Consider the following 13,856-nt stretch of genomic DNA (forward strand, 5'->3'; position numbering starts at 1 on the left):
TCGGAAGGTGCGCACGGTGCGAAGCGCCCGCCGGGCGAAGCGAGGCGGTCGCATGAGCAACGCGCTGCTGGTCGCCGGGACGACCTCGGACGCGGGCAAGAGCGTGGTCACGGCCGGGATCTGCCGCTGGCTGGTCCGTCAGGGCGTGCGGGTCGCGCCGTTCAAGGCGCAGAACATGTCGCTGAACTCCTTCGTCACCGCGGACGGCGCCGAGATCGGCCGCGCCCAGGCGATGCAGGCGCAGGCGGCCCGGGTCGAGCCGGAGGCGGCGATGAACCCGGTGCTGCTGAAGCCGGGGGCGGACGGCCGCAGCCAGGTGGTGCTGCTCGGCAAGCCGGTCGCCGAGGTCGGCGCGCTGGACTACCGCGAGCGCAAGCCCGTCCTGCTGGAGCGCGCCCTGGAGTGCCTGGCCGACCTGCGCCGCCGCTACGACGTGGTGGTGTGCGAGGGCGCCGGCTCGCCGGCCGAGATCAACCTGCGCGACCGCGACATCGCCAACATGGGCCTGGCCACCGCCGCCGCCCTGCCCGTCGTGGTGGTCGGCGACATCGACCGCGGCGGGGTGTTCGCCGCGATGTACGGCACGCTGGCGCTGCTGTCGGCGGAGGACCAGCGGCACGTCGCCGGCTGGTTCGTCAACAAGTTCCGCGGCGACGGGCGGCTGCTCGCGCCCGGGCTGGAGATGCTGCGCGAGCTGACCGGCCGCCCGGTCCTGGGCACGCTGCCGATGCTGCCCGGGCTGTGGCTGGACGCCGAGGACTCGCTGGACCTGTCCACCGTGGTGGACCGGGTGGACGGGCGCGGGCCGCTCGGGGCGGACGTGCTGCGGGTCGCCGTGGTGCGCTTCCCCCGGCTGTCCAACTTCACCGACCTGGACGCGCTGGCGCAGGAGCCGGGCGTGCTGGTGCGCTGGGCGACCCGGCCGGAGGAACTGGCCGACGCCGACCTGGTGGTGCTGCCCGGCACCCGGGCCACCGTGGCCGACCTCGCCTGGCTGCGCGAGCGCGGCCTGGAGCCGGCGCTGAAGGCACGGGCGGCGGCCGGGCTGCCGATCCTCGGCGTCTGCGGCGGCTACCAGATGCTGGCGCGCTCGATCGACGACGCGGTGGAGTCCGGGGCGGGCCTCGTCCCGGGGCTCGGCCTGCTGCCGGCCGACATCCGGTTCGGCGTCGAGAAGGTGCTGGCCCGGCCGGTGGGCGAGGCGTACGGGCAGCGGGTCGAGGGGTACGAGATCCACCACGGGGTGGCCACGGTGGACGGCGGGGAGCCGTTCGTCTCCGATGGCCGTGGGCAGGGACTGGACGGCTGCCGGGTCGGCTCGGTGTGGGGCACCACCTGGCACGGCGCGCTGGAGAACGACGGGTTCCGTCGCGAACTCCTGCGCGAGGTCGCCGAGTTGGCCGGTCGGGCGTTCGTGCCGGCACCGGACACCTGCTTCGCCGAGGCGCGCGAGGCCCGGCTCGACCGGCTGGGAGACCTGATCGAGGAGCACGCGGACACCGACGCGCTGTGGAAGCTGATCGAGGGCGGGGTGCCGGCGGCCGGATCGCTGCCCTTCCTCCCGCCCGGGGCACCTGTGGGAGTGACGCATGACTGACGTCCGCTATCCGTTCACCGCGATCGTCGGCATGGCCGACCTGCGGCTCGGGCTGCTGCTCAACGCCGTCTCCCCGGCCGTGGGCGGCGTGCTGGTGCGCGGCGAGAAGGGCACCGCGAAGTCCACCATGGTGCGCGCGCTGGCCGGGCTGCTGCCCTCCATCGCCGCCGTGGACGGCTGCCGCTTCGCCTGCGACCCGGCCGCGCCGGACCCGCAGTGCCCGGACGGGCCGCACACCTCCGTCGCCGGTCACGAACGGCCGTCCCAGCTGGTCGAGTTGCCGGTCGGCGTGGCCGAGGACCGGATCGTCGGCTCGCTCGACCTGGAGCGGGCGCTCGCCGAGGGCGTCAAGGCGTACGAGCCCGGACTGCTCGCCAAGGCGCACCGGGGCGTGCTCTACATCGACGAGGTGAACCTGCTCCAGGACCACGTCGTCGACCTGCTGCTGGACGCCGCCGCGATGGGCCGCTCGTACGTCGAGCGCGAGGGCGTGTCGGTGCGGCACGCGGCGCGGTTCCTGCTGGTCGGCACGATGAACCCGGAGGAGGGCGAGCTGCGGCCGCAGCTGCTCGACCGGTTCGGCCTGACCGTCGAGATCGCCGCCACCCGGGACCCGGCCGAGCGGGCCGAGGTCGTCCGGCGGCGGCTCGGGTACGACGCCGACCCGGCCGGCTTCGCGGCGCGGTTCGCCGAGGAGGAGCGGGAGCTCGCCGAACGCATCACCGCCGCCCGGGAGTTGCTGCCCAAGGTCGAGCTGACCGATGTGGCGCTGCGTCAGATCACCGCCGTGTGCGCCGCGTTCGAGGTGGACGGGCTGCGCGCGGACATCGTGATGGCGCGCACCGCCGTCGCGCTGGCCGCCTGGGCCGGGCGCACCGAGGTGCTGGAGGAGGACGTCCGCAAGGCCGCCCAGCTGGCTCTGCCGCACCGGCGGCGGCGCAACCCGTTCGACGCGCCCGGGCTGGACGAGGAGCAGCTGGACCGGACGCTGGAGGAGCACGCGCAGCCGGAGGAGCCGGCGGAGCCGGTGGAGCCGGAACCCGAGGGGGACGGTCCGGACGGTGACGGGCCGGACGGCGGGCCCGACGGCGACGGCCCCGGCGACGGCGGCCCGGAGGACGGCGGACCGGACGGCGGCCCGGACGGCGGCGGCCCCGAGGGCGGTGGCGCCCCCGAGCCGTTCGACGGCGCCGCGCCGGAGCCGGGACCGGCCACCTCGGCCGAGGACGAGCCCGCGCAACCGCCCGTACCGGCCCAACACCCCGCGCCCGCGCGGGAGTCGGCGCCCGTCGCGGCCGGCGACCCGTACCGGACCCGGCTGTTCACCGTGAAGGGCACCGGGCACGGCGCGCAGGGCCGCCGCTCCCCCGCCGAGACCACCGGCGGGCACACCGTCCGCGCCCGGCGGCCGCAGGGCACGCTGAGCCGGCTGCACCTGACCGCGACCCTGCAGGCCGCCGCGCCGCACCAGGTGGCGCGCGGGCGGGACGGCCGGGCGCTGGTGCTGCACCGGGACGACTTCCGCGAACAGGTGCGCCAGGGGCGGGAGTCCAACCTGGTGCTGTTCGTCGTCGACGCCTCCGGCTCGATGGCCGCCCGGCAGCGGATGACCGCCGTCAAGGGCGCCGTGCTGTCCCTGCTGATGGACGCCTACCAGCGGCGCGACAAGATCGGCATGGTCACCTTCCGGGGCGCCGACGCCGAGCTGGCGCTGCCGCCCACCTCCTCCGTCGAGGTCGGCGCCGCGCGGCTGGAGTCGCTGCCCACCGGCGGGCGGACCCCGCTGGCCGCCGGCCTGCTGCGCGCCCACGAGGTGCTGCGGGTCGAGCGGCTGCGCGACCCGAGCCGGCGCCCGCTGCTGGTCGTGGTGACCGACGGGCGGGCCACCGGCGGGCGGGACGCCGTCGCCCGGTCCCACCGCGCGGCCGCGCTGTTCGCCGCGCAGGGCACCGCCAGCGTGGTGCTGGACTGCGAGTCCGGCCCGGTCCGGCTGGGCCTGGCCCGCACCCTGGCCGGGCTGCTGGGCGGCTCCGCCGTCAGCCTGGACGAGCTGCGCGCCGAGGGCGTGGCCTCGCTCGTCCGCGAGAGCCGTTCCGTGCACTCCGCGAGGCCCGCGAACACCGCGCGGCCCGCGAACCCCGCGAACTCCGCGAAGCCCATCCGTTCGATGCGAAAGGCGGCCTGAGCCGACATGCCCAAGGGAGTCCCCGAGAGCGTCCCCGACGACGGCCTGACGACCCGTCAGCGCCGTACGCAGCCGATCACCGCCGTGCACACCGGCCCTGGCAAGGGCAAGTCCACGGCCGCGTTCGGCATGGCGCTGCGGGCCTGGAACCAGGGCTGGTCGGTCGGGGTGTTCCAGTTCGTGAAGTCCGCGAAGTGGAAGGTCGGCGAGGAGAACGCGCTGCGCGTGCTCGGCGCCTCCGGCGAGGGCGGCACCGTCGACTGGCACAAGATGGGCTCCGGCTGGTCCTGGATCCAGCGCTCCGCCGAGCAGGAGATGACCAGCGAGGAGGCGGCCAAGGAGGGCTGGGAGCAGGTCAAGCGCGACCTCGCGGCCGAGACCTACCGCTTCTACGTGCTGGACGAGTTCACCTACCCGATGCACTGGGGGTGGATCGACCCGGACGAGGTGGTCGCCGTGCTCAAGGACCGCCCCGGCAGCCAGCACGTCGTCATCACCGGCCGGTACGCGCCCGAGGCGCTGACCGAAGTCGCCGACCTGGTCACCGAGATGACCAAGGTCAAGCACCCCATGGACGCCGGCCGCAAGGGCCAGCGCGGTATCGAGTGGTGACCTCTTGAGCAACATCCCCCGCCTCGTCGTCGCCGCGCCCTCCTCCGGCGCCGGCAAGACCACGGTCGCCACCGGCCTGATCGCGGCGCTCGCCGCGCGCGGGCTGGCGGTGTCCCCGCACAAGGTCGGCCCGGACTACATCGACCCGGGCTACCACGCGCTCGCCGCCGGGCGCCCGGGCCGCAACCTGGACGCCTTCATGTGCGGGCCGGAGCGGATCGCGCCGCTGTTCCTGCACGGCGCGGCGGGCGCCGACGTCGCGGTGGTCGAAGGCGTCATGGGGCTGTTCGACGGGGCCTCCGGGCGCGGGGAGCTGGCGTCCACCGCGCACGTCGCCAAGCTGCTGCGGGCGCCCGTGGTGCTGGTGGTCGACGGCTCCTCGCAGTCCCGGTCGGTCGCCGCGCTGGTGCACGGCTTCGCCTCCTGGGACCCGCAGGTGCGCCTGGCCGGGGTGATCCTCAACCGGGTCGCCTCCGACCGGCACGAGCAACTCCTGCGCGAGGCGCTGGAAGAGGGCTCCGGCGTGCCGGTGCTCGGCGCGCTGCGCCGCTCGGCCGCCGTCGCCACGCCGTCCCGGCACCTCGGGCTGATCCCGGCCGTGGAGCGCTCGGCGGAGGCGCTGAAGGCCGTCGCGGACATGGGGGACCTGGTCGCCTCCTCGGTCGACCTCGACGCCCTGCTGGAACTCGCGCGCACCGCACCGGAGTTGGACGCCGAGCCGTGGGACCCGTACGCCGAGGTGGCGCCGGTCGCCGGCCGGCCGCGGATCGCCGTGGCCGGCGGCGCGGCGTTCTCCTTCTCGTACGCCGAGAACGCCGAACTGCTCGGCGCGGCGGGCGCGGAGGTCGTCCCGTTCGACCCGCTGCACGCCTCCGCCCTACCCGAGGGCACGGCCGGCCTGGTCATCGGCGGCGGCTTCCCGGAGCTGTACGTCCGGGAGTTGAGCGGCAACGCCGAACTGCGCTCGGCCATCGCCGCGTTCGCCGCCTCCGGCGGGCCGGTCGCCGCCGAGTGCGCCGGACTGCTCTACCTCGGGCGGGAGTTGGACGGCCTGCCGATGTGCGGCGTGCTCGACACCGACGCCCGGATGACCGAACGGCTCACCCTCGGCTACCGGGAGGCCGTCGCCCTGCACGACTCCCCGCTCGCCCCGGCCGGCACCCGGCTGCGCGGGCACGAGTTCCACCGGACGGTCTGCGAGCCGGGCGCCGGCGAACTCCCCGCCTGGGGCTGGCAGTTGCCCGGCGGCCCGCGCCGGGAGGGCTTCGCGGCCGGCAACGTGCACGCCTCCTACCTGCACCTGCACTGGGCCGGGACGCCCGGGCTCGCCGCGTCCTTCGCGGCGGCCGCGGCGGCGTACGACGCCGGGTGACGGGCCCGGTCGGCGGTTATTGCGGTGCCGCCGGAGCGGCCCGTCCGTAGGATGCGCGCATGCGCGTGATCGTCCTCAACGGCGGCTCCAGCTCCGGCAAGTCGAGCCTCGCCCGGCAGCTGCAGGAACTGCTGCCGGAACCCTGGCTGCACCTCGGCGCCGACACCCTGGTCGAGGCGCTGCCGCCGCGACTGCTCGGCGGGGCCGACGGCCTCGGCGGCGTGACGGACGGCGACGGCACCGTCGAGGTCGGCCCCGCCTTCGCCGCCCTGGACGCCGCCTGGACACTCGGCGTCGCGGCGATGGCCCGGGCCGGCGCACACGTCATCGTCGACGAGGTGTTCCTCGGCGGCGCCGCCTCGCAGGCCCGGTGGCGTACGGCACTGGACGGCCTCGACGTGCTCTGGGTCGGCGTTCGCTGCGACCCGGCCGTCGCCGCCGCCCGGGAGGCCGCCCGCGGCGACCGCGTCGCCGGGATGGCCGCCGCGCAGGCGACGGCGGTGCACACGGGCGTCGGCTACGACCTGGTGATCGACACCACGCGGGCGACGGCGCAGGAGTGCGCCCGAACCGTTCTCGCCCGGGTCGCCACCTGCGGTTGACTGTCCGGTGACCGACCAGCAGGTTCCCGGCCCCCGGAGGCAATCGGCATGACCAGGCAGCACACGTACACCGTCGAGATCACCTGGACCGGCAACCAGGGCACCGGCACCGGCGACTACCGCTCCTACGCCCGCGACCACGAGGTCTCCGCCCCGGGCCTGCCCACCATCCCGGGCTCCTCCGACCCCGCCTTCCGCGGCGACCCGGCCCGCTGGAACCCCGAGCAGCTGCTGCTCGCCTCCATCTCCCAGTGCCACCTGCTGTGGTACCTGCACCTGTGCGCGGTCAACGGCGTCGTCGTCACCTCGTACAGCGACCAGCCGGTCGGACGGATGGCCGAGACGGCGGACGGCGGGCACTTCACCTCGGCGGTGCTCCACCCGCGCATCGAGGTCGCGGAGGAGGCCATGGTGGACAAGGCCGTCGCCCTGCACGCGGACGCCCACCGGTCCTGCTTCATCGCCAACTCGGTCAACTTCCCGGTCCGCCACGAGCCGGTCGTGACGGTGGCCGCGGGCAACTGACCCCCGCCGTCGCCGGCGGGCCGAGCAGCGGGTACGGTCGCGGCTCGTCGCACCAACGGACCGAAGGAAACCCATGCGCCGCGCCGCCGCCACCTGCCTGCTCGTGACCGCCGCCGCCCTGGCGGGGTGCGCGCGCAGCACCCCCGCGGCCACCCCGGCGGCGGCCCCCTCGGCCGCCGCCTCCACCCCCGCCCCCTCCGCCGCCGCCCCCTTCGCTGCGAGTACCGGCCCGAGCGCGAGCGCCAACCCCGTGCAGGCCTGGGCCCTGCAGTCCTCGCAGTTCGGCACCGTGAGCGCCGCCGTGCTGCCGATGACCACGGCCATCATGAGCACCCACGGCGACCCGGCGGCCGTGGGCAAGGCGTGCGCGACCCTGGCCACGAAGGTCGACGGCGTCCGGCCGGAGGCGGGCGCCCCCACGGAGTGGGGCCAGGTCCTCGCCGACCTCCAGAAGACCACCAAGAACTGCGACGCGGTGGCCGCCGGGGACTCCGGCGCCTACGACCGGATGCAGGGCGACTTCGACACCGCCATCACCCACCTCAAGACCCTCACCGACCAGATCTGACCACCCCGGCGGCGTCAGCCGCCCTGGCCGAAGGTGCCCCGGCGGGGGTTGCCGCGGGCGTGGCAGGGGGCGCAGCGCAGGCGGGTGTAGATCGCCACCGGGCCCATGAAGACGTCCTCGCGGCCGTCTGCCGGGGACTTCGAGCCGGCCGGCTTCCCGCAGTCCAGGCAGGCGCGGTTCGGTCGGGCGGTGATCGAGCAGGCGCGGCAGACCAGGTGGGTCGGGTGTTCGGCGTGCACGACGACGGGCTGCGGCCCGCCGTGGATCAGGTGGTCGCACCAGGTGCAGGACTCGTCCTCCTGCGAGGCCAGCATCCGGGAACGGGTCTCCTGGAGCCAGCCGGCGGCCTGCTGCACCGGCACCTTCACCGGCGGCCCCCACCCGGAGTCGGCGAGCCACTGCGCGCCCTCCGCGCCGGCCGCGCGCAGCTGGTCGTCGACGGCGATGTCCCTGGGCGTCCTGTCCTTCATCGGCCTTCTCCTCCGGTGCGGTCTCCCACCCGGGTTAACGCACCCGGGCGGCTCGCGGACACGCGGGCCGGTCGTCAGCGCCGCCCGAGCACCGGCTCGGTGTCCCCGTGGGCGACCAGGAGCTTGCGCAACAGGCCGTCGAGCTGGGCGCGTTCACCGGCGTCGAGGGCGGCGAGGATGCGCTGCTCGTTGCGGACGTGGCCGTCCAGGACGGAGTCGATGAGGTCCTTGCCGGCCGGGGTGAGGCGGACCAGGACGGCGCGGCGGTCGTCCGGGCAGGGGCGGCGCTCCACCAGGCCCTTCGCGGAGAGGCGGTCGACGCGGTTGGTGATGGCGCCCGAAGTGACCATCGCGGCCTTGAGCAGCGCGCGGGCGTTGAGTTCGTACGGTTCGCCGGAGCGGCGCAGGGTGGCGAGGACGTCGAACTCGGAGGAGTCCAGGCCGCAGCTGGTGAAGTACTCGCGCAGGGCGTTCTCGACCCGGACGCCGAGGCGGCGCATCCGGCCGACCAGGGCGATGACGTCGAGGTCGAGGTCGAGCCCGGTCCCGGTCCACTGCTCGACGATCCCGTCGATGGTGTCGCGCTCCTGCATGGTCGTCCGCCTTTCGTGACTGCCGTCGTTCACCGGCCCCCTCCCGGTCCACATATCTTAACGCTCACATACTTGACGTTCAGCTACCGCCAGGCGTAGAAATATCTCAACGTTCAGATAATCAACGTTCAGGGGGATCTCTGATGGACCGCAAGCGCATCGGCATCGCCGCCACCGCAGCCCTCGCCCCGGCCGCCTGGGGCACCACCTACCTGGTCACCACCCAGCTGCTGCCTGAGGGCCGCCCGCTCCTGCTCGCCGCGCTGCGCGCCCTCCCCGCCGGGCTCCTCCTGCTCCTCCTCGGCCGCAAGCTCCCCAAGGGGCGCTGGTGGGGCCGCGCGGCGGTCCTCGGCATGCTCAACATCGGGCTGTTCTTCCCGCTCACCTTCGTCGCCGCCTACCGCCTGCCCGGCGGCGTCGCCGCCACCATCGGCGCGATCCAGCCGCTGCTCGTCGCCGGGTTCTCCATCGGCGTGCTGGGGGTACGGCCCGGCCGGCGGGCCCTGGTCGCCGGGCTGGTCGGCGTCGGCGGCGTGGCCCTGCTCGTCCTCAACGGCGGCGCCCGGCTCGACGCCCTCGGCATCGCCGCGATGGCCGCCGCGATCGCGCTGATGGCGATGGGCACCGTCCTCATCCGCCGCTGGGGCCGCCCCGAAGGCGCCACCATGCTCGACGTGACCGCCTGGCAGCTCCTCGCCGGCTCCGTCGTCCTCGTCCCGCTAGCCGCCTTCGTCGAGGGCGCCCCGCCCGCGCTCAGCGGCGCCAACCTGGCCGGCTTCGCCTACCTCAGCCTCTTCAGCACCGCGGTCGGCTACGTCCTCTGGTTCCGCGGCATCGACCGCCTCGGCGCCGGCCCGGTCTCCTTCCTCGGCCTGGTCAACCCCGTCGTCGCCACCCTCGGCGGCCTCGTCGTCCTCCACCAGACCCTCACCCCCTGGCAGCTCCTCGGCCTCACCCTCGCCCTCGGCGCCCTCCTCCTCGGCCAGTCCCCCACCCGCAAGCCCGCCCCGACCCCCACCCCCACCCTCACCCCCGACCCGGTCACCCCCCTCCCCACCCCCGCCCGCTGACCACCCCACCCCCACCGCCGCCCCGCCACCCCGGCCGGGCGGCGGCCGCGTTCCGCGACCCGGGCCCGCGCCGGGTGGGTCAGCCGGTGGCGCGGACGTAGATGTCGGCGGCGTCGGGGTCGGCCGGGGTGGTGGCGACGTAGATGTGGCGGGCGGCGGTGGGGGCCGGGGTGGGCGCCGGGGCCGGGGTGTCGTCGGGGGCCGGGGCCGGGGCCGGGGAGCCGGGGGTGTCAGGCGTGCCGGAGCTGGCAGGGGTGTCGGGCGTGTCGGGGAGTTCGGGGGCCTCTGCCGGGGAGTCGCCGCCGAGGGCGGCGGTGAGGTCGGGTGGGAGGGGGGCGGCGGGGCCGGGGGCGGGGAGGTCGTAGGTGTGCAGGAAGTCGCCGAGGCCCGGGTCCTTGCCGCCGGCGAGGCGGTAGTGGAGGTAGGCGACGGGGGCGCCGTCCGAGGTGTGGGTGTAGACGGCGCCGACCGGGGTGTAGCTGCGGTCGGCGCCGGGGTGTTGGGCGGGGTGGAGGCCGGCGAGGCGTTCGGCGCGGTCGCGGTCGGTGAGGCGGCCGGGGGTGCCGAGGGTGAGGGCGTTGACGCCGCGGACGGCGAGGGCGGCGAGAACGGCGACGAAGAGGACGAGCCCGACCGCGACGGTGCGGCGCAGCACCGGGCGGCCGTGCAGGACGGGCCAGGAGTCGGTCACCGTGCGCTCGGGCGGGATGCCGTCCATGGTCGTTCGCTCCCCCGTTCGATCGTCCGGACGTCACTGTGCCCGACGAGGGACGGCGGCCGGAAGTTCCTCACCCCAGGTAGGCGGGTGCGACGGCCGCCGTGGTGACGCGCACGGCGCTGCCGGTGCCGTCCGCGGGGACGGTCCACAGGTCGGCGCCGTAGTCGCCGGGCAGGGCGTAGAGGAGGGTGTGGTCGTCGGACCACAGGGCCTGGTCGTCGATGTTGCGGTGTTCGGCGGTGGCGGTCTCGGTCATGGTGGCGAGGTCGAGGACGTAGAGCCGCCAGGGCGCGTCGGCGGAGAGGCCGGGGACGCGCTTCTTGTAGGCGACGCGGGTGCCGTCCGGGGAGAGGGAGGGGCATTCGACGTTGTCGTGCAGGGTGGTGAGGGTGCGGGCGCCGAGGTCGCCGCGGACGAGGTGGGTCTGCCCGCCGGTGGCGACGGTGGCGTAGAAGGTCGTGTCATCGGCGAAGGTGACGCCCCAGATGTTGATGTCGTGCGCCTGCAGCGGGTGGCCGTCCTGGAGGACGGTGAAGTCCTCCAGGTTCTCGCGCAGGTTCCAGTCGCGGACGTCGACGACGGAGGTGCGGGTGGAGAAGTTGGTGCCCGCGTAGGAGTCGCCGCTGACGAAGACCGTCCAGGCGGCGAGGTGTCCGGACGGGGAGACCCGGGAGCGGGTGGGGATCCCGGCGGCGGGGAAGGAGCGCCGTTCGCGCAGGTGGTCGTCGAGGACGACGGCCCGGTAGGTGTCCTCCAGGGCGCCGTGGACGGCCTGCAGGCAGATGCCGGTGCCGGCGGCGGCGTGGAAGCGCAGGCACTGGACGCCGGAGGCGGTGCGCGGGCCGTCCGGCCGGTCGGCGGGGACGGTGGTGATCTCGTCCCGCTGCGGGCCCCAGGCCATGTTGCGGAAGAGCAGTTGCCGCCCGCCTCCGCCGTCGGTGAGCGTGACCCGGCCGGAGTGGACGGCGGGCCCGCCGGGCTGGGCCCGGTCGCGTTCGGCGGTGCGGTCGGCGGCGTACAGGACGGCTCCGGTGCCGACCGCCCCGAGCAGCAGGACGGCGACCAGCAGCACGATCACCCTGGTCCGGTTCTGGAGGTTCATTCGGCTTCCTCGACAGCGGGGGCGGGGGCGGGGGCGGCGACGGGTTCGGTGGGGCGCAGCACGGCGGCCGCGGCGGCGACGCACAGCGCGAGCGCCCCCGCCGACCAGGCGAGCGCGCCGGTGCCGCCGACCGCGCTCCACAGCGCGCCGAACAGCAGCGAGCAGGCGAACCGGGCGAGCGCCTGCCCGGTGCCGACCAGGGCGAGCCCGGCGCCGCGCTGTTCGGCCGGGACGGTGTCGGCCGCGGCGGCGGCGAGCACGCCGTCGGTGGCGGCGTAGAAGGCGCCGTGCAGGACGAGCACGCACAGCACGACGGGCAGCCCCCGCAGCGGCGAGAGCAGCAGCCCGTACGCGAGCAGCAGGACGCCGTGCCCGGCGAGGAACAGGGTGCGCCGGCCGATCCGGTCGGCGAGCAGGCCGAGCGGGACGGCCAGTAGGAGGAAGGCGGCGGCGGTGCCGAGCGGCAGCAGCGGGAACAGGGTGACGGACAGGCCGAGGCGCTTCTGGATCAGCAGGTAGAGGAAGGAGTCGCTGACGGTGGTGAGGCCGAGCAGCACGGCGCACAGGGTGAGCCGGCGCAGTCCGGGCAGGCGCAGCAGGGTGAGGCCGTCGCGCAGCGAGGGGGCGGGAGTCGACGGATCGTCACCGCTCGGGCGGTTCGGCACGAACAGCAGCAGGATCAGCACGCCGAGCACCGCGACGCAGGCGCTGACCGTGAACACCGCGTCGTAGCCGTGCCGTTCGCCGCCGTCCGCGAGCAGCGGCCCGCCGGCCAGGCGCAGCACGAGGAAGGCGGTGAGCGGCCCGAGCAGGGCGCCGGCGGTGTCCATGGCCCGGTGGACGCCGAACGCCCGGCCGCGGTGGGCGGGTTCGCAGGCGAGCGAGATCATCGCGTCGCGCGGGGCGGTGCGCAGGCCCTTGCCGGTGCGGTCGACGGCGATGACGGCGCCGATCAGCGGCACGGTGTGGACGAGCAGCAGCAGCGGCTTGCAGAGCGCGGAGAGCCCGTAGCCGACCGCGGCGACGGCCTTGTGGCGGGCGGAGCCGTCGCGGCCGCGCCGGTCGGCGAGGTGGCCGCCGACGAGCCGGACGAGGGCGCTGAAGCCGTTCTGCAGGCCGTCGAGGAGGCCGAAGCCGAGCGGGGAGAGGCCGAGGCCGGTGAGCAGGTAGAGCGGCAGGACGGCGGTGACCATCTCGGAGGAGACGTCGGTGACCAGGCTGACGGTGCCCAGGGCGAGCACCGCGCCCGGTACGGCGCGCAGGGCGGCGCCCCGCCGCGCCGGCCCCGTGGTGGGGGTCGGCGCGGCGGGGGCCTTGGTGCTGCGGGAGTCCGCGACGTACACGGGCGTCAGTTCCAGATGCCGGTGATGTCAGTGGCCCCGGCGGACTTACCCGCGTGGGCGTTGACGCCGGCCAGGTCCTCCAGGGTGTGCAGCACGTCGTAGTGGTTGTAGCGGGTGGCGGTGCTGCTGCCGGGGGCGACGTGGGCGCCGTAGACCAGGGTCGGGATGCGGTTGCCGGACAGCTTGTTGTCCTCGTCGAAGGTCATGACGAGCAGGCTGTTGTTGGCCTTGGCCCACTGCGCGTAGGCGTCGAGGTTGTTCTGGATCCAGCTGTCGCCGGTGCCGACCGAACAGTCGTGCATGTCGCTGCACAGGTTCGGGATGACGAAGGAGACCTTCGGCAGGGTGCTGAAGTCGGTCGGGAAGGCGTCCATGCCGACCGCGCTGTCGGTGGGGACGTTGCCGAAGCCGAACCACGGGTTGTGCTTCTGCGCGTAGTCGCCGACGCGGCAGTCGGTGGCGCCCACGCCGGGGATGTCCTCGTTGTAGCTGCCCCAGGTCTGGCCGGAGGCGATCAGCTCGGAGGCCAGGTTCGGGCCCTGGAAGGCGCCCGGGTCCACGCAGCTGTCGTCGGTGACGCCCTGGGCGCTGCCGGAGAACAGCATGTAGTAGTTGGGCTGGCTGGGGTGGGTGAGCGCGTAGGACTGGCTGAGCGTGGCGCCGCCGGCCACCAGGGTGCCGTTGATGTACGGGGCGTTGGAGCTGCCGATCACCTGGTTGTAGGCGTGGTTCTCCATCACCACGACGACCACGTGGTCGGGGCTGGGGAGGCCGGCGGCGGCCGTGGTGTCGGCGGCGGCGGTGCCACCGGCGGCCCAGAGGCCGAGCGAGCCGGCCACCAGGCCGAGGCCGGCGGCGAGCGCGGTGACCGGGCGGAGCTTGCGCGAGGTGCGGGGGCGTGCGAAGGCCATGGGGTCCTCCGGTGTCGGGGGCTACGAGCGGAGCCGGACGGGCTCCGGGCTGGAGCGCCGAACACAGTAGGAGGGACGGGGTGTCGTGTACCCCACAAGAAAGGTAAAGAACAGACGAACAGCTCCAGTGTCCGCGGCGGCGGACGTCACACGCATCCCGATTGACCCGCCCGTCCGTGCGTGGTGGG

The 13,856-nt window shown here is 75.1% G+C and carries 14 protein-coding genes; 8 read left to right on the forward strand and 6 right to left on the reverse strand.

The genetic code is table 11. The features are described 5' to 3' along the window. Positions 1 to 52: 52 nt before the first annotated feature. From AB2U05_RS08480 to AB2U05_RS08510, 7 genes are all read left to right on the forward strand, one after another. Positions 53 to 1,597 carry a cobyric acid synthase gene (locus AB2U05_RS08480; protein WP_045708895.1) on the forward strand — a complete coding sequence of 515 codons (1,545 nt, stop codon included), beginning with the start codon at positions 53 to 55 and terminating at the stop codon, positions 1,595 to 1,597. Beyond that, entirely contained in the window at positions 1,590 to 3,782 is a 2,193-nt protein-coding gene (locus tag AB2U05_RS08485) for a putative cobaltochelatase (RefSeq protein WP_369182914.1), read from the forward strand. Before AB2U05_RS08480 ends, AB2U05_RS08485 begins: the two co-directional genes overlap by 8 nt. 6 nt (positions 3,783 to 3,788) lie before the next feature. Continuing rightward, the gene (cobO, locus tag AB2U05_RS08490) at positions 3,789 to 4,394 is read left to right on the forward strand and encodes a cob(I)yrinic acid a,c-diamide adenosyltransferase (RefSeq protein ID WP_045704009.1); all 606 of its coding nucleotides are present in this window, start codon (positions 3,789 to 3,791) and stop codon (positions 4,392 to 4,394) included. 4 nt (positions 4,395 to 4,398) lie between these two features. After that, on the forward strand, positions 4,399 to 5,766 hold the full coding sequence (locus AB2U05_RS08495; protein WP_045704007.1) for a cobyrinate a,c-diamide synthase: 1,368 nt from the start codon (positions 4,399 to 4,401) through the stop codon (positions 5,764 to 5,766). A 59-nt stretch (positions 5,767 to 5,825) separates the two neighbouring features. Further along, the gene (gene cpt, locus AB2U05_RS08500) at positions 5,826 to 6,368 is read left to right on the forward strand and encodes a chloramphenicol phosphotransferase CPT (RefSeq protein WP_208615568.1); all 543 of its coding nucleotides are present in this window, start codon (positions 5,826 to 5,828) and stop codon (positions 6,366 to 6,368) included. Between the two features lie 48 nt (positions 6,369 to 6,416). Beyond that, positions 6,417 to 6,893 carry an OsmC family protein gene (locus AB2U05_RS08505; protein WP_369182915.1) on the forward strand — a complete coding sequence of 159 codons (477 nt, stop codon included), beginning with the start codon at positions 6,417 to 6,419 and terminating at the stop codon, positions 6,891 to 6,893. 73 nt (positions 6,894 to 6,966) lie between these two features. Continuing rightward, positions 6,967 to 7,461: a hypothetical protein gene (locus AB2U05_RS08510; protein WP_369182916.1), complete on the forward strand. Its 495-nt coding sequence runs from the start codon at positions 6,967 to 6,969 to the stop codon at positions 7,459 to 7,461. Between the two features lie 14 nt (positions 7,462 to 7,475). On the opposite strand, the gene AB2U05_RS08515 is transcribed toward AB2U05_RS08510, so the two are convergent. Both AB2U05_RS08515 and AB2U05_RS08520 read right to left on the reverse strand, forming a co-directional pair. Continuing rightward, positions 7,476 to 7,931: a hypothetical protein gene (locus AB2U05_RS08515; RefSeq protein ID WP_369182917.1), complete on the reverse strand. Its 456-nt coding sequence runs from the start codon at positions 7,929 to 7,931 to the stop codon at positions 7,476 to 7,478. A 74-nt stretch (positions 7,932 to 8,005) separates the two neighbouring features. Further along, positions 8,006 to 8,524, reverse strand: coding sequence for a MarR family winged helix-turn-helix transcriptional regulator (locus AB2U05_RS08520; RefSeq protein WP_045704001.1), 519 nt, complete (start codon positions 8,522 to 8,524; stop codon positions 8,006 to 8,008). A 143-nt stretch (positions 8,525 to 8,667) separates the two neighbouring features. Here AB2U05_RS08520 and AB2U05_RS08525 point away from each other — a divergent pair, with 143 nt between their 5' ends. Then, positions 8,668 to 9,594 carry an EamA family transporter gene (locus AB2U05_RS08525; RefSeq protein ID WP_369182918.1) on the forward strand — a complete coding sequence of 309 codons (927 nt, stop codon included), beginning with the start codon at positions 8,668 to 8,670 and terminating at the stop codon, positions 9,592 to 9,594. A 79-nt stretch (positions 9,595 to 9,673) separates the two neighbouring features. Here AB2U05_RS08525 and AB2U05_RS08530 read toward each other — a convergent pair whose 3' ends face one another. From AB2U05_RS08530 to AB2U05_RS08545, 4 genes are all read right to left on the reverse strand, one after another. Beyond that, a complete protein-coding gene (locus tag AB2U05_RS08530) occupies positions 9,674 to 10,312 on the reverse strand; it encodes a hypothetical protein (protein WP_369182919.1) in 639 nt (212 codons plus the stop codon). A 70-nt stretch (positions 10,313 to 10,382) separates the two neighbouring features. Next, complete coding sequence (locus AB2U05_RS08535; RefSeq protein WP_369182920.1) at positions 10,383 to 11,414, reverse strand: TolB family protein; 1,032 nt, start codon at positions 11,412 to 11,414, stop codon at positions 10,383 to 10,385. Next, positions 11,411 to 12,757, reverse strand: a complete 1,347-nt coding sequence (locus tag AB2U05_RS08540) for an MFS transporter (RefSeq protein ID WP_369182921.1) — start codon at positions 12,755 to 12,757, stop codon at positions 11,411 to 11,413. Before AB2U05_RS08540 ends, AB2U05_RS08535 begins: the two co-directional genes overlap by 4 nt. 5 nt (positions 12,758 to 12,762) lie before the next feature. Then, positions 12,763 to 13,668, reverse strand: coding sequence for an alkaline phosphatase family protein (locus tag AB2U05_RS08545; protein ID WP_045703161.1), 906 nt, complete (start codon positions 13,666 to 13,668; stop codon positions 12,763 to 12,765). Positions 13,669 to 13,856 lie beyond the last annotated feature (188 nt).

Origin of the sequence: Streptomyces sp. Y1 (assembly GCF_041053115.1) — a bacterium.
GTDB lineage: Bacteria > Actinomycetota > Actinomycetes > Streptomycetales > Streptomycetaceae > Kitasatospora > Kitasatospora rubellomurina.